Origin of the sequence: Kitasatospora sp. NPDC001603, from assembly GCF_040298365.1 — a bacterium.
In the GTDB taxonomy this organism is placed as follows: Bacteria; Actinomycetota; Actinomycetes; order Streptomycetales; family Streptomycetaceae; genus Kitasatospora.
Map to the genome: position 1 here is coordinate 1 of NZ_JBEPAA010000037.1, position 17,316 is coordinate 17,316.

General features: G+C 73.9%; 15 protein-coding genes. 8 read left to right on the plus strand and 7 right to left on the minus strand.

Going from position 1 to position 17,316, the window contains the following annotated elements; all coding sequences use genetic code 11:
- Positions 1 to 85: 85 nt before the first annotated feature.
- Complete coding sequence (locus ABT263_RS22650; protein WP_352292653.1) at positions 86 to 670, minus strand: TetR/AcrR family transcriptional regulator; 585 nt, start codon at positions 668 to 670, stop codon at positions 86 to 88.
- Positions 671 to 758: 88 nt separating this feature from the next.
- On the opposite strand from ABT263_RS22650, the gene ABT263_RS22655 reads away from it, so the two are divergent.
- A complete protein-coding gene (locus ABT263_RS22655; protein ID WP_352292655.1) occupies positions 759 to 1,970 on the plus strand; it encodes an alpha/beta hydrolase family protein in 1,212 nt (403 codons plus the stop codon).
- Positions 1,971 to 2,398: 428 nt separating this feature from the next.
- Here the strand turns inward: ABT263_RS22655 and ABT263_RS22660 are convergent, their stop codons facing one another.
- On the minus strand, positions 2,399 to 3,130 hold the full coding sequence (locus ABT263_RS22660) for a DUF6215 domain-containing protein (protein ID WP_352292787.1): 732 nt from the start codon (positions 3,128 to 3,130) through the stop codon (positions 2,399 to 2,401).
- A gap of 161 nt (positions 3,131 to 3,291) precedes the next feature.
- Positions 3,292 to 4,158: a hypothetical protein gene (locus ABT263_RS22665; protein ID WP_352292657.1), complete on the minus strand. Its 867-nt coding sequence runs from the start codon at positions 4,156 to 4,158 to the stop codon at positions 3,292 to 3,294.
- 711 nt (positions 4,159 to 4,869) lie between these two features.
- Between ABT263_RS22665 and ABT263_RS22670 the strand changes: the two genes are divergently transcribed.
- The 6 genes from ABT263_RS22670 to ABT263_RS22695 all read left to right on the plus strand — a co-directional run bounded on the left by ABT263_RS22670 (position 4,870) and on the right by ABT263_RS22695 (position 9,069).
- Positions 4,870 to 5,208 carry a DUF6247 family protein gene (locus ABT263_RS22670; protein WP_352292659.1) on the plus strand — a complete coding sequence of 113 codons (339 nt, stop codon included), beginning with the start codon at positions 4,870 to 4,872 and terminating at the stop codon, positions 5,206 to 5,208.
- A complete protein-coding gene (locus ABT263_RS22675; RefSeq protein WP_352292661.1) occupies positions 5,205 to 5,465 on the plus strand; it encodes a hypothetical protein in 261 nt (86 codons plus the stop codon). The genes ABT263_RS22670 and ABT263_RS22675 overlap by 4 nt, the downstream gene beginning before the upstream one ends.
- A gap of 404 nt (positions 5,466 to 5,869) precedes the next feature.
- The gene (locus ABT263_RS22680) at positions 5,870 to 6,367 is read left to right on the plus strand and encodes a hypothetical protein (RefSeq protein ID WP_352292663.1); all 498 of its coding nucleotides are present in this window, start codon (positions 5,870 to 5,872) and stop codon (positions 6,365 to 6,367) included.
- A gap of 491 nt (positions 6,368 to 6,858) precedes the next feature.
- On the plus strand, positions 6,859 to 7,524 hold the full coding sequence (locus ABT263_RS22685; RefSeq protein ID WP_352292665.1) for a maleylpyruvate isomerase N-terminal domain-containing protein: 666 nt from the start codon (positions 6,859 to 6,861) through the stop codon (positions 7,522 to 7,524).
- A 137-nt stretch (positions 7,525 to 7,661) separates the two neighbouring features.
- On the plus strand, positions 7,662 to 8,306 hold the full coding sequence (locus ABT263_RS22690; protein WP_329485314.1) for a dihydrofolate reductase family protein: 645 nt from the start codon (positions 7,662 to 7,664) through the stop codon (positions 8,304 to 8,306).
- 397 nt (positions 8,307 to 8,703) lie between these two features.
- Positions 8,704 to 9,069 carry a hypothetical protein gene (locus ABT263_RS22695; protein ID WP_352292667.1) on the plus strand — a complete coding sequence of 122 codons (366 nt, stop codon included), beginning with the start codon at positions 8,704 to 8,706 and terminating at the stop codon, positions 9,067 to 9,069.
- 157 nt (positions 9,070 to 9,226) lie between these two features.
- On the opposite strand, the gene ABT263_RS22700 is transcribed toward ABT263_RS22695, so the two are convergent.
- Positions 9,227 to 10,204, minus strand: coding sequence for a 2-hydroxyacid dehydrogenase (locus ABT263_RS22700; protein WP_352292669.1), 978 nt, complete (start codon positions 10,202 to 10,204; stop codon positions 9,227 to 9,229).
- A gap of 587 nt (positions 10,205 to 10,791) precedes the next feature.
- Positions 10,792 to 13,203 (minus strand): glycoside hydrolase family 2 protein, encoded by a 2,412-nt coding sequence (locus ABT263_RS22705; RefSeq protein WP_352292671.1) that lies wholly within the window; start codon positions 13,201 to 13,203, stop codon positions 10,792 to 10,794.
- 523 nt (positions 13,204 to 13,726) lie between these two features.
- Here ABT263_RS22705 and ABT263_RS22710 point away from each other — a divergent pair.
- Positions 13,727 to 14,782: a LacI family DNA-binding transcriptional regulator gene (locus ABT263_RS22710; protein ID WP_502885850.1), complete on the plus strand. Its 1,056-nt coding sequence runs from the start codon at positions 13,727 to 13,729 to the stop codon at positions 14,780 to 14,782.
- A gap of 13 nt (positions 14,783 to 14,795) precedes the next feature.
- On the opposite strand, the gene ABT263_RS22715 is transcribed toward ABT263_RS22710, so the two are convergent.
- Together ABT263_RS22715 and ABT263_RS22720 are read right to left on the minus strand one after the other, a co-directional pair.
- Positions 14,796 to 15,824, minus strand: coding sequence for a LacI family DNA-binding transcriptional regulator (locus tag ABT263_RS22715; RefSeq protein ID WP_502885847.1), 1,029 nt, complete (start codon positions 15,822 to 15,824; stop codon positions 14,796 to 14,798).
- Positions 15,825 to 16,078: 254 nt separating this feature from the next.
- Positions 16,079 to 17,080 carry an ROK family protein gene (locus ABT263_RS22720; RefSeq protein ID WP_352292676.1) on the minus strand — a complete coding sequence of 334 codons (1,002 nt, stop codon included), beginning with the start codon at positions 17,078 to 17,080 and terminating at the stop codon, positions 16,079 to 16,081.
- Positions 17,081 to 17,316 lie beyond the last annotated feature (236 nt).

Sequence of the window (17,316 nt, forward strand, 5' to 3'; positions counted from 1 at the left end):
GGCCGGCCCGCCACCGCGCCGGGGGCCTTCTTCGCCGCCCCGGCCGGGGCCTTCTTCGCCGCCCCAGCCCCGGCCGCCGGTCGCGTCAGTCCGTCGCCGCCGCCGCCAGCGTCCTGACGACCAGGGAGTCCAGGTACGCCTCGTCGATCCCCCCGATCCGGAAGAGGACCCGCAGGTAGAGCGGTGCGACGATCCCGTCCAGGACGTCCAGCAGGTGCAGCTGCGGCTCCCCGCGTGCCACGGCCCGGTCGAGCATGTCCTGCAGGTCCCTGCCGCGCGGTGCGAGCACGGTCCTGGGGTCGAGGCCGGGGTCGGCACTCCCGGCGGGCAGGGCGACGAGCGCCTGTAGCAGTGCCAGGCCGTCCGGTCCCTCGATCGACGCCGCCGCCCCGTGGGCGTAGGCGACGAGGTCCCCGCGCAGTGTCCCGGTGTCGGGGATCACGGACGTGGCGGAGAGGCGCTCCACCGCGAGCTCCAGCACGATCGCGTCGGTCGACCGCCAGCGCCGGTAGATCGACGTCTGGTGGACGCCGGAGCGTTCGGCGATCTGGGCGATGGAGATCCGTGCGTGGCCGTGCTCGGCGATCAGCTCGGCCGTCGCGCCGAGCACCGCCTCCCGTACGCGGGCGCTTCGGCCGCCGGTCCTGCGCCGTACCTGGTCTTCGTTCACAGCCACAGGCTAACGCAAGAGAACTTGCGTCTATGGCTTCGGCTCACTACCGTAATTAACGCAACCAATCTTGCATTAGGAGAACGCCATGAAGCCCCTGCTCTTCGAGAACGACCCGCAGTTCTGGTACGAGACCCTCCGGGCGATCGGCCACGCGGCCTACGGAGGCTCCGACTTCGGCGAGGTGATCGCCACGGCCCAGAGGATCACCGCCGGTGACTACGACGGCTGGTACGAGGAGTGGTCCGCCACCGCCGAGCGCACCGCCGCCGAGGCCGCCACCGCCCTGGCCGGCGGCCACCGGATCAGCGCCCGGGACGCCTACCTGCGGGCGAGCAACTACTTCCGCTCCGCCGAGTTCTTCCTGCACGGCAACCCGAAGGACCCCCGCATCGCGTCCTCCTACGAGCGCGCGGTGGACGCCTTCCGCTCGGCGGCCGCCCTCTTCGAGCCCCGCATCGAACCCGTCGAGATCCCCTTCGAGGGCACCGTGCTCCACGGCTACTTCTACCGGGCCCCCGGCGACGCCCCCGCGCCCACGATCGTCATGCACAACGGCTTCGACGGGTCCGCCGAGGAGATGCACTTCTTCGGGGGAGCGGCCGGCCAGGAGCGCGGCTACCACGTGCTCACCTTCGACGGCCCGGGCCAGCCGGCCGCCCGCTTCCGTGACGGGCTGCCCTTCCGCCCGAACTGGGAGAGCGTCGTCACGCCGGTGGTCGACTGGCTGATCGCCGAGCGCCCCGAGGTCGACCCCGAGCGCATTGCCCTGCTCGGCCTCAGCATGGGCGGCCTGCTCGCGCCCAGGGCGGCCGCCTTCGAACACCGACTGGCCGCCGTGATCGCCGTCGACGGCGTGTACGACCTCGGCGAAGTCAGCGTGAAGAACCTGCCGATGCCGCGCCCCGAGGCCGAGGCCCTGCTGCGCGCCGAGCACGCCCCCGAGATCGACGCCTCCATCGAGGCGCTGATGAAGACCAACCCGACCGTGCGCTGGGCCATCACGCACGGCTCCTACGTCATGGACGTGGCGACCCCGCGCGCGTTCCTCGCCTCCTACCTCGACTACACGCTCGCCGACGGCATCGCCGAGCGGATCACCTGCCCCACCCTCGTCTGCGACGCCGAGGAGGACCTCTTCTTCGACGGCCAGGCCCAGCAGCTCTACGACCGCCTCACCTGCCCCAAGACCCTCGCCCGCTTCACCGTCGCCGAGGGTGCGGGCGCCCACTGCCACACCGGCGCCCAGCGCCTCGCCATGGGCCGGATCCTCGACTGGCTCGACACCGTCCTGCGGTGACGGAGGCCGTGGCCCCCGGTCCGGTGCGGAGCCGGACCGGGGCCGGCCGCCGAACCGACGGTTCCGGGGTGGCGGCTTCGCCCCGCCCCGACCCACCCCGGGGAACAGCGGGCCGCGTCCCCGCGGACCTGCCGCGGTTCGGTCGGGAGCCCGCCCACCCGAGCCGGCCGAGCCGCCTCCGCGACGGGCGGCCGGCCCGCGCCGACGGGCCTCGTGGCGCTAGGCCACGACGGACCGCGCAGGCAGGTCCCTGCTACGGGGCGCGAGGGCCAGGCCGATCAGGCAGCCCGCCAGCAGTGGACCAGGATCCGCAGCCCCGCGCCGACCACCACCGCCGCGCTCGCGTACAACCCGCTCTCATGCGGCGACATCGCCGACATAGCGGCGGGTCGGCCGGACGACGGCTGTCGTGGTCGCCGGCGGCGCGGTCAGTGGCCGGACGGTTCCGAGGGCGCCGTGACCCAGCCGGGGAGGGTGGGCATGACGGCCTCGGCGACCCGGTACAGGAGTGCGTCGTCGACGGGACGGCCGTCGTGGCGGAAGACGGCGACCTCGAAGGCCCGCCCCGGGGCGCCGGGGTCCTGCGCGACGACGAGGTTCCGGACAGGGGAGCCGACGCCGGTGGTGGCCTTCCCGTCCGTGCCGAAGCCGAGGCTCATGGCGTCGGTGTAGTACGTCATGGCGGGATGGCCGAGGACGGTGGCGGGCCGGGGGAGGAACCGCGGCATGTCGGCGATGTCCTCGACCGTGGTGGAGCAGTCCGTCAGGGCGACGGCACTCACCCCCAGCCGGACCTCCACCATGGCGTCCTTGCCCAGGCCGAACGGCGCCGGACCGGCCGTGGAGACCCGGTCCTGCGGCGTGCCCAGCAGGGCCGGCAGGTCGGGGCGGTTGAGGGCGGCGCAGGGCGCGGCATAGCCGGCCGGGTCCGTCGGCCGGGGTGCGGCACACGCGGCCGGGGGTTCGGCCCGCTCGGTGCGGGGGGCGACCATCGCCCACGCGCCGCCGCCGATTCCGACGGCGCGAGTGCCACCGCCGTCACCGTGGCCGCGGTGTTCCTGCCGGGCTTGACCGTCGCCGCCGATCGGGCTCCTTCGTCGTCGACGCGGCCCGTCCGCCGTGTCTCGGGGACCCGATGAGCAGGGACGGTCATAGGACAGAGCGCTGCGCGGGTGTCGCGGCCGTCCCCTCGGGCCCGCCGCACCGGTCCCTGCGTCCCGATGCCCTTACCCCGTCGGCCGGGGCGGGCCCGTCGCGGCCGGCGGACGTCATCGACGGGGGCCTGCACCGGAGTCGACCGGTGCACGCCCCCGTCCGGCGGTCAGGCCTTCGCCCCGGCGACGGCCGTGTAGAGGCCGCGCTCGGGCCGCTGCGCGCGGCCGGCCTTCGCGAGACGCTCCAGCCTGGTGCGGATCGTGTTGATGTTGCCCTCGTGCGTTTCCAGGCCCAGCAGTTCGGTGACCTCGCGGGCGCGCAGCGGGCCCTCGGCCTTCGCGAGCACCGCCACCACGCTGTCCGCGTCCGCCACCTGGCGCCGGCGGTCCGTCGACGCGGTCTTGCCCTCGGCGGCGGCCGCCGGAGCGGCTGCCGCCTTCTTGGCCGGGGCCGCCGCCGGTGCGGCCTTCTTGGCGGTGGTCGCCGGAGCCGGGGCCGCCTTCTTGGCAGGGGCCGCCGCCGGAGTCGACGTGGCCTTCTTGGCAGGTGTCCGCTTCGCCGTGGGCTTGGGCCCGCTGTCCTTGGCCGCCGCCTTCGTCGCGGTCCGCTTCTTGCCGGGGGCCGACGACGGCGCCGCCTGCTCCGCTTCGGACGCGGCGCTCTTCGCCGCCACCGTCTTCTTGGCGGCTGCCGGCTTCCTGCTCCGCGCCTTCGCCGTCGGAGCGGTGGACGCCTCCGGAGCGGCAGGCGTGGCCGGGGCAGCGGGCGCCTCCGCCGCAGCCGGTGCCGCCGGGGGCGGCTCCGTCGCCGCGGCCGCCTCCTGCGGCGCCTCGGCCGAAACCGGCTGCGCCTCGGGGGCGCCCGACTCGCCCCCGTCACCGAGCGACACGCCGGCGAGCCCCCGCAGGCCCGCCAGCGCCTTGGCCACCGCCTCCTCCTCGGCCCTGGCGGCGGCGAGTTCCTGCTCCGCCCGGGCGAGCCGGTCCCGCACTGCGGGCAGTCTCCCCTCCAACAGCGAAATCGTCGATCCCACACCGCTGTCCGTACCGAAAGTGTTCCCGTTTCCCACAACCACTCCTACGCGTAGTCCGTCACCAGTCGTGCAGTGAATGTACGGCTAGCCGGGCGGGGTGTACGGGGATTGCGGAATGTTCCATCGCACGGGGTGCCGACAGTGCGTGGCCCGACCTCGGTGGAACCCGGTGGGGAAGCGAACGCGCTGACGGCGGGCGGGTGTTGGCGGACGGAGGCCGACCAGGGTTCCCGGCACCCGACGCGGTGTTTGAACGGCACCCGTGTCCGCGCCCCATCTCCCTTTGCCCGGAAGGGTGTTGCTCGACGGAACGGTCGAGTGGCGACCGCTGCCGGAGGCATCCGACACGGTGGAGGGGCGTATGCCGCCGAAGAGTCGCCGCACACCCCGACGGTGCGGTCCGCCGCCCCTGCGGCGGTCCGGGCGGTGGCGGGTCCGAGGGGTGAGATTCGTGAGCGGCGGCAGCGGCACGGGGGTTGTCGCGTCCGCGGCGGGCCCGCGGGCGGCGGGGCAGGGGCCGGACTCGCGACCCGTACGGCGCGGGGCAACTCGACGCGGCGGCGCCCCCTCCGGGGCACCGGGGTGGACGAGCACGCCCCGGACCGCCGGACCCGGGGCAGGCCGGACCGACGGCTCGGGACGCACGCGAATCGGCCAACCAGGAGGGAATCCGGTAGCGGCCCCGCCCTCGCGCCCACCGATTGCCGTACCGTGACCGACGACGAAGTGGAGGACCTCTTGAGCGCCCAGCCCGACCACCTGCCCGCCCCGCCGTCGGCCCCGGCGCCTCGCGCCGCCGCCCAACTGCTCGTCCGCATCCACGCCGAGCCGCCCGAGCGGTCGGTCCGGTGGCTGCCGGCCTTCGAGCGGGACTGGGCGAAGGCGCTGGAGGACTCCCGCCAGACCTACGACCTCTCCCCGTTGCACGAGGTGGTCCGCACCTGGCGGTTCCGCCTGGACAGCGCACCGGCGGTCGACGCGTTCCTCGCCGCCGGAATGGACGACGAGGACGGGATCGACCTCGCCGAACTCACCGGGACGAACCCGTGACCGACCGGGTCTGGCCGGCCCGCCTGTCCCCGCAGGCGGCCAAGACCTTCGTCGACCTGCCCCGACACGCCCAGCTGACGGTCCGCGACCTGCTCGACATCGCCTCCTGCACCCCCTGGGGATGGCCGCAGTGGGACGCCACCGACCTCGAAGGCGAGGACCTGCGCTGCGCCTCCGTCGGCCAGCTCAGCCTGGTCTACTCCGTCAACCGCCTGGCCGAGCGCCTGTACGTCCTCGACATCGTCTGGCTCGGCTGACCTCTGGCTCGGCCGACCTCCACCGCGCCCACCGCCTGAACGGGCCGCCGTCACCGCACTGTTGGACGTCCGCGCGGGCCTGCGTCGAACGCTCAGCCGGCGCCCCGCCACCTCTCCCGCTCCGCGAGCGACGAGAACCCGCGGAAACCGGTGCGGGAGTCCGCAAGGATCGGTCGGCAGCCGGGAGCACGGAGGTCGCCGAGTCGGCGTCACCACCGTTGCCGGGCATCGGTTTCACTGTGGCACGCGCCCACCGGCTGCGGGTCGACCCCTTGCGGTGGGCCCGCGTCGACGAGCCTCCCGTGTGGGGAACTGCTCGGCCGTTCGCTCCGGGTCGGGCGCGCCCGTCCGGGGCCGGTCAACCGGTTGGACAGCCATCGCCGCAGGTGGCAGGCTCCGCCGTCGTGGAGATACTCGATGTCCTGACCGGCCTGGCGCGGACCGGGCATCTGGGGCCGGTCGCGAACGGGGTGTCCCTGGCCTCGGTGACCGCCGAGTTCGGCGAACCGTGGGTGGGTGCCGTCGGGCACCGTGACGAGTGGCCCCGACTGGTCGGCTACGGGGACCTGGAGCTGGCGGTGTGCCGCTGCGGAGCCGTCGTTCTCGTCTGCCTCCAGACCTGGCGAGAAGTCATCGACCTCCCACCCGCACTGGCCGGCCGACCCGCCCTTCCCGGACAGCCGTCCTACACCGACGTCATCGCCGCCCTGGACCGGGCCGGTTGTCCTTGGCGGCCGTACCCGGCACTCACCTTCGAGGGTCAGCGCTCGGTCGAGGCCGAACCCTCCGGCGCCGTCCTCACCTTCGAGATCGTGGACGACGAGGAGCCGGCCCTGAACGTCGTGTGCCTGCCACCCCATCACCACGACTGTCCCACGACCGCCGCACCGCCGGGGAGTTGACGCGGGTGCCGGCCATCCACCGGGACCACCCGCTCTCCCCGCAGGGAGGCTGAACCGTCAGGCTCCAGGCTCACGGTCCTGGGAATGAACGGTCGCTGTCTCCGGCCGAGCGCCGACCAGTCGCGGCGCGACCAGTCGCGGCGCGCGGCGGCCGAGCCGGACTGGGCGCGGGCACGGGTCGCCGAGCTCCGCGGGGTCGACCCGGCGGAACTCGCCGCCGCTGTCGCGCTGCCCGCCGGCTGGACGGAGGACGCGCCGCAGCTCGCCTCCGGCCACTACCGGGACCCTCGCCGACTTCCTCCGGACGGCGGCCCGCTACCGGCAGGCCGTGCTCGTCCGGACCGAGTAGGGCACCGACCGAGGAGGGCACCGCCGCCGCATTCCGCGCCGAGAAGGCTTCGCCGCGGGTGCGGGCAGGCGGTCGGCCCGCTCCCGCTCCACCCGCTCGCCGGTTCCGGCGGCCCGGGCGGGGGCGGTGGTAGCTTGCGGACGTGGATCTCTTCGGACGGTCATGGGCGGCGCTGCGGGCCGCGGTGGACGGGCTCGCGGAGGAGGACTTCGCCGAGCCGTCGGGTTGTGCCGGGTGGCTGGTGCGGGACTTGGTGTGCCACCTGGTGATCGACGCCCAGGACGTACTGATCACCCTGGTCACCCCGTCCCCCGCGGAGCCGACCCGGGACGCGGCGTCGTACTGGCAGGTGTGCGCCGAACCGCCCGACGGCCAGGACCCGTTGGACGCGCTGACCGTCCGGCCGGCCGCCGCCTACGGGGACCCGGGGCTGCTCCGCTTCCACCTCGACGACGTCGGCTCCGCGGCGGGGCGCGCCGCCGAACTCGCCGATCCGCGGCTGCGGGTGGCCACCCAGGGGCAGGTGCTGACCGCCGGTGACTATCTGGACGCCTACGTGCTGGAGTGGACGCTGCACCACCTCGATCTGGTCGCTCACCTGCCGCACCTGCCGGGCCCGCCCGCCGAGGGGCTGGCCGGGGCGCGTCGGTTGCTGGAGCGGATCGCCGGAGGAGCGTTCCCGGCCTCGTTCGCGGACGCGGACGCGCTGCTGGTCGGCACCGGGCGGCGGGCCGCGACCCCGGCCGAGCGGACGGCACTCGGGGCGCACGGGGCACCGGGGGCGAAGGTGCCGCTGGTCCTCGGGTGAGCCGGGCGACAGGGCCTGCCGCCGACCGGTGCGGTTCGGCCCGATTGTCGGTGGCGCCTGCAAGACTGCCGCCGTGTCTGTCCCGCGCCCGGGAGCCGCACCGTCGTCGTCCGGCAGGAACCACTGGAGGAACACACATGACGCAACTGCTGAGGGTCCAGAACTTCGTCGTCTCGAGTGACGGCGTTGCGGCCGGCGAGGACCAGAGCTTCGAGCGCCCGTTCGGCTTCGACCACCCCGAGCGGCTGTTCTCCTGGGCCGGCGCGACGGCGAGCTGGCCGATGCGCACCGACCCCGGGGGCAGCCGGGGTCTCGACGACTACTTCACCCGCGACTACCCTCGCAACATCGGGGCCGAGATCATGGGCCGCAACAAGTTCGGGCCCCAGCGCGGGCCCTGGCAGGACCACGAGTGGCGCGGCTGGTGGGGTGACGAGCCGCCGTTCCGCACCCCGGTGTTCGTCATGACCCACCACACGCGGCCGTCGTTCACGCTCTCCGACACCACGTTCCACTTCGTCGACGGCGACCCGGCCACGGTCCTGGAGCAGGCGCGGGAGGCGGCGCAGGGCAAGGACGTCCGGCTCGGCGGGGGAGTCACCACCGTCCGGGAGTTCCTCGACGCCGACCTCGTCGACACCCTGCACGTGGCGGTCTCGCCGCTGAAGCTCGGGTCCGGCCTGCGGCTCTGGGAGTCGCCCGACGAGCTGCTCGACCGCTTCCACCTGGACGTCGTGCCCAGCTCCAGCGGCGTGACGCACCACCTGTTCTGGCGGAAGTGACCCAGCCCCGGGGCGGCCCCGACCGGCCGCGGTGCCTCCCCGGAGCCGTCCGCCGAGCACGGTGACCACGGCGGGCGGGCCCGCTCGGGCGTCCTGCACCGGTACGACGGCGCCTGCCGCGCCGGCCGTCCCGCCCGCCCCGCCGCCGTCCCCCGTGGGCGAGCCTGGACCAGGACGGCGTCGTCGGCCCGCGGACCGGTGACGTCATGGTCTCGGCCACCGAGGACATGGTCCACTGCTACGCCTCGCTGCCCACGCTGAGGTGCCCACCGTCGCGGCCGCCTACCGTTGTTGGAGGGGAGGGGGCCCGGAGGTCTTGGCACGGGCGGCAGGTGTAGTTGAAGATGCAATGAGCTCGACCGCACCGTAGGAAGACCTTTCGAGGAGGAGTCCCGCGATGACCGTCCACCTGAAGCGCCTCACCGCCGTCGCCGCCACCGCGGCCGCCCTGCTGCTGGGCGGAGCTCTCGCCCAGCCCGCCGCCGCCGTCGAACTCCCGCACGCCCCGGTGGCCTACTTCGCCACCGGAGCCGACCTGACGGGCACCAGGTTCCCGGTCGACACCGGCAGCACCGGCTGCCGCGCGCTGCCGTCCGCCGCACTGTCCGCGGTGGACTTCACCGAGGTGAACATCAGGGTCTACTTCACCGCCGACTGCCGGACCGGCCTGCCCGGCAAGCCGAGCGACCTGTCCTACGTGCTGGGCAGCCTGCACTGGGCCGACTTCCCGTTCCCGGCGCTGAGCTACGAGGTCGTTCGCTAGGGGCCGGGGAGGAGTCCGCCGCGGTCCGGGCGTCGCCGTGAGCCGGCGGCCCGGTCCGCGGCGGGCGAGGGTGGACCATCACCGGGGCCGTCGAAGGCATCCCGCGCCCAGGACCGGCCACCTGCCCGCCGCGTCCCCGTCCGCACGGCGCGGCGTGCTACCCGGCCGTGACGGGGTAGGGGGGTTGGTCGCCCCGGGCGACGGAGAGCAGGTTCTCCGCGGCCATGTCGGCCATGCGCCGGACGGCCTGGGTGCTGAGGTAGGCGCAGTGGGGTGTGACCAGCAGCCGGTCCGGGACGAACTCCAGCAGTCCGTACGGGTCCTCGGCCGGGTGCGGCGTCGGTTCGGTGTAGTAGCCGTCGAAGGCCGCGCCGGCGATCAGGTCCGTGGCGAGTGCGGTGCGCAGGGCGTCGGGGTCGACGAGGGCGGCGCGGGCGGTGTTGATCAGGAAGCCCTCGGGGCCCAGCGCCGTCAACTGCCGTGCGCCGATGACACCGTCGTTGACGCCCGGCTGGTGGGGGAAGTGCAGGGTCACGACCTCGGCGGCCTCGAACAGGTCGTCCAGGGAGGCGACCGCGGTGTAGGGCAGCCCGTCGAGCTCCGGGCGGTGCGTGCGGTTCCAGTACAGGACCTCCATGCCGAACGCGGCGTGCGCCATCCGGGCCACCTCGCGGCCGATGTGGCCCAGGCCGGCCACCCCGAGTCGGGCGCCGACCAGCGAGGGCGTCGCGTCCTCGCTCCACAGCCCGGCCCGCACGCCCGTCACCCGGCGGGTCACCCCGCGGACCAGGTCGAGCATCTGAGCGACGGTGAACTCCGCGACGGCCACCGCGTTGGCGTGCGGGGTGTAGCAGAACCGGGTCGGCGAAGCGCCCTCGGGTACTTCCATGAAGGAGCCGTAGCCGGTGCCCATGAAGCAGGCCACCGCGAGGTCCGGCAGCCGGTCCCACGCGCGCGCGGACATCACCTCCGACCCGCCCAGTACGTAGCCCCAGGCGCCGTGCAGCGCCTGGACCACCTTGTCCTCGTCCAGGTCGCCGGGGAGCGACTCGACGGTGAACCCGCCGGCCTCCAGCTTCCGTACCACCTGGTCCGGGAAGGTCGCCCCGGTCACGACCACCCTGCGCCTGTCCATGCTCGGCTCCTCGGTCGACTCTGTGCGCGGCACGCTCCGCCCCCCGGCGGCGCCGCGGGCCTCAGCCTACGGGCGGCGGACCGGATGTTTCCGCCGGTCCGGAGGAACTCGTCCACCCGTCGCCGCCCCTCGGGGGCGGTCCGAGGCCGTGTCCGTTGCTCCGCAGGCCCCGACGAGGGCGCTGACGGCGACAGGCCCTACCGGGCGAGGGCGAGTACACCGACGATCGCGGCCGCGGCCACGCAGCCGAGTCCGCCCCGCCGGCGGAAACCGCCCCCGCCCCAGCCCCGTACGGCCGCCGCCCGGCGTGCGCGGCAGCGCCGGCCCGCCGGCCGATCAAGGCCGGTGCCCCTCGGCAGGGTCGGGGAGCGGTCGCGGCCCGCGAGTACGGCGGCCCGCGACCGCGTCGGGGACGGCGCGGGCCGGCGGCACCCGGGCGTGTGTGGGGCAGGGGCAGGTGACGCCGCTGCTCTGCCAGGTGGTGGCGTCGACCATGGTGGTGGCGGCGAAGCTCTTGGGGGCTCGCTGCTGCCGGCGGTGGGAGCCCGGCAGCAGCGAGCCGTCAGCGGCGCGTCAGGTGGACCTGGTCACGCGGGTTCCACGCAGTACAGGGCGGCGCGGGCGGTGTCGGCGTCGACGCCGGGCGCTCCGGTGATCCGGATCCGGGCCCGCTCGCCCGCGAGCAGGGTCAGGAGGCCTCGGTCGGCGACCGCGTCGGGTGCCAGCCGGTCCGCCTGCAGCAGCAGGTCGCGGACGAGGGTGTGGGCGGTGACCACGATGTCGAGGGCCGTGTCGTGGCCGGCCACCGGCTCCACGGTCACGTCGAACTCGGGCCGCGCGTAGTCGAAGTGCTTGTCCGGTACCGGGAAGTGCACCGCACGCAGGTCGTCGGCGTCGGCGGCCAGGAACTCCTTGGTCGAGCCGGCCGTCGGCGCCAGCGCGTTCGGCACCGGCAGGCGCAGTACCGAGCGGGCTTCGACGGTCACCGGCAGTTCGGTTGTCGTGGTGGTGGTGCCGTCGGCGGAGACCCTGCGCAGGGTGACGACGGTGTGCCAGGGCTGGGCTGCCTGGTTGGCCAGGGCGAGGGTCGGGGCGGCGTCACCGGTGGTCGGCTGGATGGTGATGAGTCGGTCGGCGAAGACGCGGCGCAGCTCGTACCAGAGCGGCTTGAGGCGGCCGTCGCCGTCGATGGCGGCCCAGGAGGAGACCGGCCAGCAGTCGTTGAGCTGCCAGACGACGGTCCCCGCACAGCGGGGCCAGTGGGAGCGCCAGTGCTCGATGCCGGCGGCGACGGCGCGGGCCTGGACGACCTGGGTGAGGTAGTGCCAGCGGTCGAAGTCGGCGGGGAGGTCGAAGTGGCGCTCGACGCCGCGGTCGAGCTTGCCGTTGCCGTCCTCGGCCTTCTGGTGGTGGAGCATGCCGGGGGAGCCGGCGGCCAGTTCTTCGGTGGGCAGGGCGCGGCGCAGGGTGGCGTGGGCGGGCGGGGCTTGCCAGCCGAACTCGGCGACGAAGCGGGGGATGGTGGCCCGGTACTCGGCGTAGTCCTGGCGGTTCCACACCTCCCAGGAGTGGTGGGTGCCGTGGTCGACGTCGTTGGGGTGGTGGTCCCAGCTGCCGGACCAGGGGCTGCCGGCCGTGTAGGGGCGGGTGGGGTCGAGTTCGGCGACGATGCGGGGCAGCACGCCGAGGTAGTAGCCCTCGCCCCAGGAGGCCGAGGCGAGTTCGGTCTCCCAGCCCCAGTCGCGGAAGCCCCAGAGGTTCTCGTTGTTGCCGTTCCACAGCACGAGTGAGGGGTGCGGCATGAGGCGGACGACGTTCTCGCGGGCCTCGGCCTCGATCTCGCCGCGCAGCGGCTGCTCCTCCGGGTAGGCGGCGCAGGCGAAGAGGAAGTCCTGCCAGACCATCAGGCCGAGTTCGTCGCAGGTGTCGTAGAAGGCCTCGTCCTCGTAGATGCCGCCGCCCCAGACCCGCACGAGGTCGACGTTGGCCTCGGCGGCGCGGGTGAGGCGCTCCCGGTAGCGTTCGGGCGTGACCCGGCTGACCAGGGTGTCGTCGGAGATCCAGTTGACGCCCCGGACGAACAGGCGGACGCCGTTGACCGCCAGGGTGAAGCCGCTGCCGTGTTCGTCGTCGGAGGTGTCGAGCTCGATGGTGCGGAAGCCGACGCGGCGGTGCCAGCTGTCGAGCGGCCCCTGTGCGTCGGCGAGCGTCACGTCGAGGTCGTACAGGGCCTGGTCGCCGTAGCCGCGCGGCCACCAGAGCGCGGGGTCGGGGACGTCCAGGACGATGACGGCGGTGTCCTGGCCGCCCGGGAGGGCGACCGTGGCGGTGTGGTCGCCGATGGTGGCGGTGGCCGTGAGCTCGCGGGCCGCGCCGGTGGTGGTGCGCTCCAGGTCGAGGTGGAGTTCGACGGTGCCGGTGGTGCCGTTGACGGTGGTGTGCGGGCGCACCCGGGCCAGTCGGGCGGTGGACCAGCGCTCGATCCGGGCCGGTCGCCAGATGCCGGCGCCGGGCAGGGTCGGGCCCCAGTCCCAACCGAAGCTCGCGGCCATCTTGCGGATGTACTGGAACGGCTCCGGATAGACGTTGGGGCGGTCGCCGACCAGGCCGCGCACCCGCTCGGCCTCCCGGTAGGCGCTGGTGAAGCGCACCGCCAACTCGCCGGTCAGGCCGGTGGCGTCGAAGCGGTAGCCGCGGTGCATGTTGCGGGTGGAGCCGAGTTCCGTGCCGCCGAGGGTGATGGTGGCGGCGGTGTCGAGCCCTTCGAAGACCAGGTCGGTGCGCTCGTGCCGGGTGCCGTGGTCCGGCAGCTCCAGGGTGTAGGTCCAGTCCTGGCGGCTGACCCAGGCGACGTCGGTCTCGTTGGCCTCCAGGAACGGGTCCGGGATCAGACCGGCGGCCAGCAGATCGGTGTGGACGCAGCCGGGCACGGCGGCGGGGAGCCGACTCCCCGCGTGGTGCAGGGCCCAGCCCTGGTCGAGCTGGGTGACGTCCTTCATCGTGCGGCTCCATTCGCTGTGGGGGTGGTTCCGAAGGCGGGTGGGAGCAACCGTAGCCCCTCCTACTGAACCTGTCCATAAACCGGTTAGGTGAGGTTTCTGGGCCCAGTCGAGCGATGAAGTCCCTGCTGGGGATAGCCATCGTGCCTACGAGGGCTCGCTGATCGTTGACGGTGAGCGTCGAGTTAAGTGCCGTTCCTTTACCGGTTCGCCAGCTGCGGTCGATCACTGGTGTGCGGCAGGCCGCCTGCTGAGCCGCACCGGTGCGCCACCTCCGACCGCGGGGGCGCGACCGGAGTCGGTGGCGGTCGCGCCGAGGCGGCCGCCGGCGCGTCCGGCTACGGCGCTCGTCGAGTTAACCGCTTCACTCTAAGGGCGCCATTGTTGGCACCTGCTCGCTGTCAACCGCTGGTTAACCGGTTGCCCCGAGCATCCCGGGGCGGCTTCTGCGGACGGCCGGGCCCGTAGTAGCTTGGGGGCGAAAGGTCTGCCCCAGCCGTTCAGAAGGGTCCTCGTGGATCAGGTGTCCCCGCAGCAGCGTCCGGCCGGGCGACGGCCGACGATCGCCGACATCGCCAAGATCGTCGGCGTGTCGAAGGTCTCCGTCTCGAACGCGCTCAACGGCCAGCCGGGCGTCTCGGAGGCGACCCGGGCCCGGATCGCGGAGGTCGCCGAGGAGATCGGGTTCGTGCGCAACAGCGCCGCCCGGGCGCTGAGCGGGGCGAAGTCATCGGCGGTGGGTCTGGCGCTGGCGCGGCCGGCCCGGATGCTGGGGACCGAGCCGTTCTTCATGGAGCTGATCGGTGGGATCGAGAACGTCCTGTCCGACGCCTCCTATTCGCTGGCGCTCCAGGTGGTCTCCGACCACGAACGCGGACTGGAGGCGTACCGGCGCTGGTGGGGCGAGCGGCAGATCGACGGTGCGATCCTGGTGGACCTGCGGGAGGACGACGCGCGGGTGCCGGCCCTGGAGGAGCTCGGCCTGCCGACGGTCGTCATCGGTCACCCGTCCGGCTCGGGTGGCCTGACCCCGGTGTGGTCCGACGACGCCGCGGCGATCCGCGAGACGCTGGAGTACCTCGCGGCGCTGGGTCATCACCGGGTCGGCCGGGTCGCCGGGCTCACCGGCCTGGTGCACACCTCACTGCGTGACGTGGCCTTCACCACCGTGTGCCAGGACTTGGGGCTGGAGGCCGCGCCGGTCGTCCACACCGACTACACCGGCGTGGAGGGTGCGCGGGCGACGCGGCGTCTGCTGCTCACCCCCGACCGGCCCACCGCGATCCTGTACGACAACGACATCATGGCCGTGGCCGGCCTGTCGGTCGCGCAGGAGATCGGACTCCAGGTGCCCGGGGACCTGTCGATCGTCGCCTGGGACGACTCCCCACTCGTCCAGGTGGTACGGCCCGCGCTGACCGCGTTGACCCGGGACATCCACGCCTACGGCGCGCACGCCGCCCGGACCCTGCTGGCGCTGATCTCGGGGCAGACGAGCGGCGGTTACGAAGACACCGCCCCGCAACTGACACCCCGCGGAAGCACTGCCGCACCACCGGTCCGAGCGGCCCGGCCCTGAGCACAGGCAGGGCTCACGACCAGCGCGGCGGCGGGCCGGTGGTACCGCGCGGGACCAGGACGGGCGTACCGGAAATGCGGGAACCGGCCCGTCCGGTGTCCAGCAGTTCGAGCAGGCACCGCGCGATCTCGGAGCCGAACGCGAACGGATCGTGGCTGAGGGCGGACAGTCCGGGTCTGGTGATCTGGCACAGGTCGGAGTCGTCCCAGGCGACGAGCGACACGTCCTCGGGGACCCGCAGGCCCAACTCGGCGGCGACCGACAGGCCGGCCACGGCCATGATGTCGTTGTCGTAGACGATCGCGGTCGGCGGCCGATCGGAGGCGAGCAGTTCCCGGGTGGCTCTGGCGCCCTGGTGCGCGGACAGGTCGGTGGGGACGTGGCGGTAGTCCTGGAGAGACAGTTCGACGGCGACGTCCTCGAACGCCCGCGAGCGGACCAGCGCGCTGCCGAGCCTGGCCGGGCCCGTGATGTGCGCGATCCGGCGGTGCCCCAGGATGGCGAGGTAGCGCACGGCCTCCGTGATCGCCGCCGCTTCGTCCATCCAGACCGCCGGGAAGGGCCCGCTGTGGTCGGGGTGGGTGACGGCGACCACCGGCATGCCCAGACGGTGGGTCGGCTCGATCCGGGGGTCGTCCGCGGTCACCCCGGTCAGCACCGCTCCGTTGACCTGGCCGGACTGCCACCACTGCTTGTAGAGGGCGATCTCCATCTCCCTGCTGGCGGTGAGGCGGAGCAGCAGGGAGCAGGGGCGTTCCGACAGGACGTTCTCGATGCCGCCGATGAGCGCCATGTGGAGGGCGTCGAGACCCTCGGCCACGGCTTCGCGGCTGATCGCCATGCCGATGGTGTGCACCCGGGGACCGCGGGCCAGTGAACGGGCGGCGAGATTGGGGGACCAGCCGAGTTCGCGGGCGGCTTCGGTGATGCGGCGGCGGGTCTCCTGCGAGACGCCGGGCCGGTCGTTGAGGGCGAGCGAGACGGCGCCGGCGGAGACCCCGGCGCGGGCGGCGACGTCTCGGATCGTCACCCGGTGCTGCATGCTGTTCCCCTCCGACGGCTGGTGGCCCGGCGACGCGCGTGCACGCGTTCCCGGTACATCCTGTCAGGTCGTCCGGCCGGCGGACCGCCGCGTGCCCGCGGCTCATCTCGCGGGCGGCGGGGCCGTCTCCGCCGATCCCCGGGCGGTCGGGCGGGTGGGGATCCGGGTTCGGAGGGCAGGGCCGGCGCGGGACGGCGCCGTCGTCCGGCGGGTCGGTGCCGTCGTCCGGCGGGACGCCGGGGAGGCCAAGGGCGTCAGCGGTGGGCGGGCAGGGCCGGGAGGGCGAGGGCGGCGGCGCCGACCAGGCCGGCGTCGGTGCCCAGGTGCGCGGGCACCAGGCTCAGTCCGCGGGCGAAGGACAGGGTGGCGTACGAGGCGAGGTGGCGGGTGAGCGGGTCGAAGAGGACGGAGCCGGCCCTGGCCACGCCGCCGCCGATCACCGCGGCCTCGATCTCGACGAGGGTGGCGGTGGCGGCGATCCCGGCAGCCAGCGCCCGGGCGGCGCGGTCGTAGGCGGTCAGGGCGAGCGGGTCGCCGGCCCGGGCTGCGACGGCGACCGCGCCCGCGGTGGCGACGCCGTCCGGGCCGGGCCGCCAGCCGAGTTCCGCGGCGGTGCGGGCGATGGCGGTGCCGGAGGCCAGTCCTTCGAGGCAGCCGCGGGAGCCGCAGGGGCAGGGGCGGCCCCGGTAGTCGACGCTGATGTGGCCGAGGTGCCCGGCGTTGCCGGTGGCGCCGGTGTGCAGGCGGCCGTCGAGCACCAGCCCGGCGCCCACGCCGGTGGAGACCACCAGGCACAGCGCGCTGCGGAAGGGGCGGGCGGCGCCGCGCCAGTGTTCGGCCGCGGTCATGGCGACGGCGTCGCCGCCGAGTACGACCGGAAGGCCGCGGACGGCTGGGTGCTCGGCGGCCTCGGAGCGCAGCGGGAAACCGCGCCAGCCGGGCAGGTTGACCGGGCTGACGGTGCCGGCGGCGATGTCGACGGGGCCGGCGCTGCCGATGCCGAGGGCCCGGACGTGCTGCCAGGCGGGGAGGCGGGCGAGGTCGTCGAGGACGTGGTCGACGGCGGCCATCAGCTCGTGCCGGTCACCGTCGGCCGGGGTGGGCACCTGGAGCTGGTGGAGCAGTGTGCCGTCGGTGTCGACCAGGCCGCCGGCGATCTTGGTGCCACCGATGTCGACAGCCGCGATCAGCGGTCCCGCGAGGGCGCCGCCCGGGGCCGGCCCAGCAGGTCCGGGTGTCGTTGCGGGAGCGGCCATGTCGTAACTCATTGTAACTTCTCCGCATGTGTGACAGGGGGCACCGCAGTGCTGGACGGGGCGCCGCAGGGGCGATCCCGGTGATTCTGATCCACCGCGACAACGTTGTCCAGCGCCCGCCGGTCGCGATCGGGCAGCAAAGACGATTCGATATCTTGTTAGGCAATGTTTTAGTAAAGAGCACCTTGATTGGACACAGAACTGGTGGATATCAATGTTGACCGCTCTATGGACAT

What these genes read in the sequence shown, in the direction of transcription:
- ABT263_RS22655 (WP_352292655.1), top strand. Translation starts at nt 759, where the DNA reads ATGAAGCCCCTGCTCTTCGAGAACGACCCGCAGTTCTGGTACGAGACC.
- ABT263_RS22690 (WP_329485314.1), top strand. Translation starts at nt 7,662, where the DNA reads ATGACGCAACTGCTGAGGGTCCAGAACTTCGTCGTCTCGAGTGACGGC.
- ABT263_RS22695 (WP_352292667.1), top strand. Translation starts at nt 8,704, where the DNA reads ATGACCGTCCACCTGAAGCGCCTCACCGCCGTCGCCGCCACCGCGGCC.
- ABT263_RS22700 (WP_352292669.1), bottom strand. Translation starts at nt 10,204, where the DNA reads ATGGACAGGCGCAGGGTGGTCGTGACCGGGGCGACCTTCCCGGACCAG.
- ABT263_RS22705 (WP_352292671.1), bottom strand. Translation starts at nt 13,203, where the DNA reads ATGAAGGACGTCACCCAGCTCGACCAGGGCTGGGCCCTGCACCACGCG.
- ABT263_RS22715 (WP_502885847.1), bottom strand. Translation starts at nt 15,824, where the DNA reads ATGCAGCACCGGGTGACGATCCGAGACGTCGCCGCCCGCGCCGGGGTC.
- ABT263_RS22720 (WP_352292676.1), bottom strand. Translation starts at nt 17,080, where the DNA reads ATGGCCGCTCCCGCAACGACACCCGGACCTGCTGGGCCGGCCCCGGGC.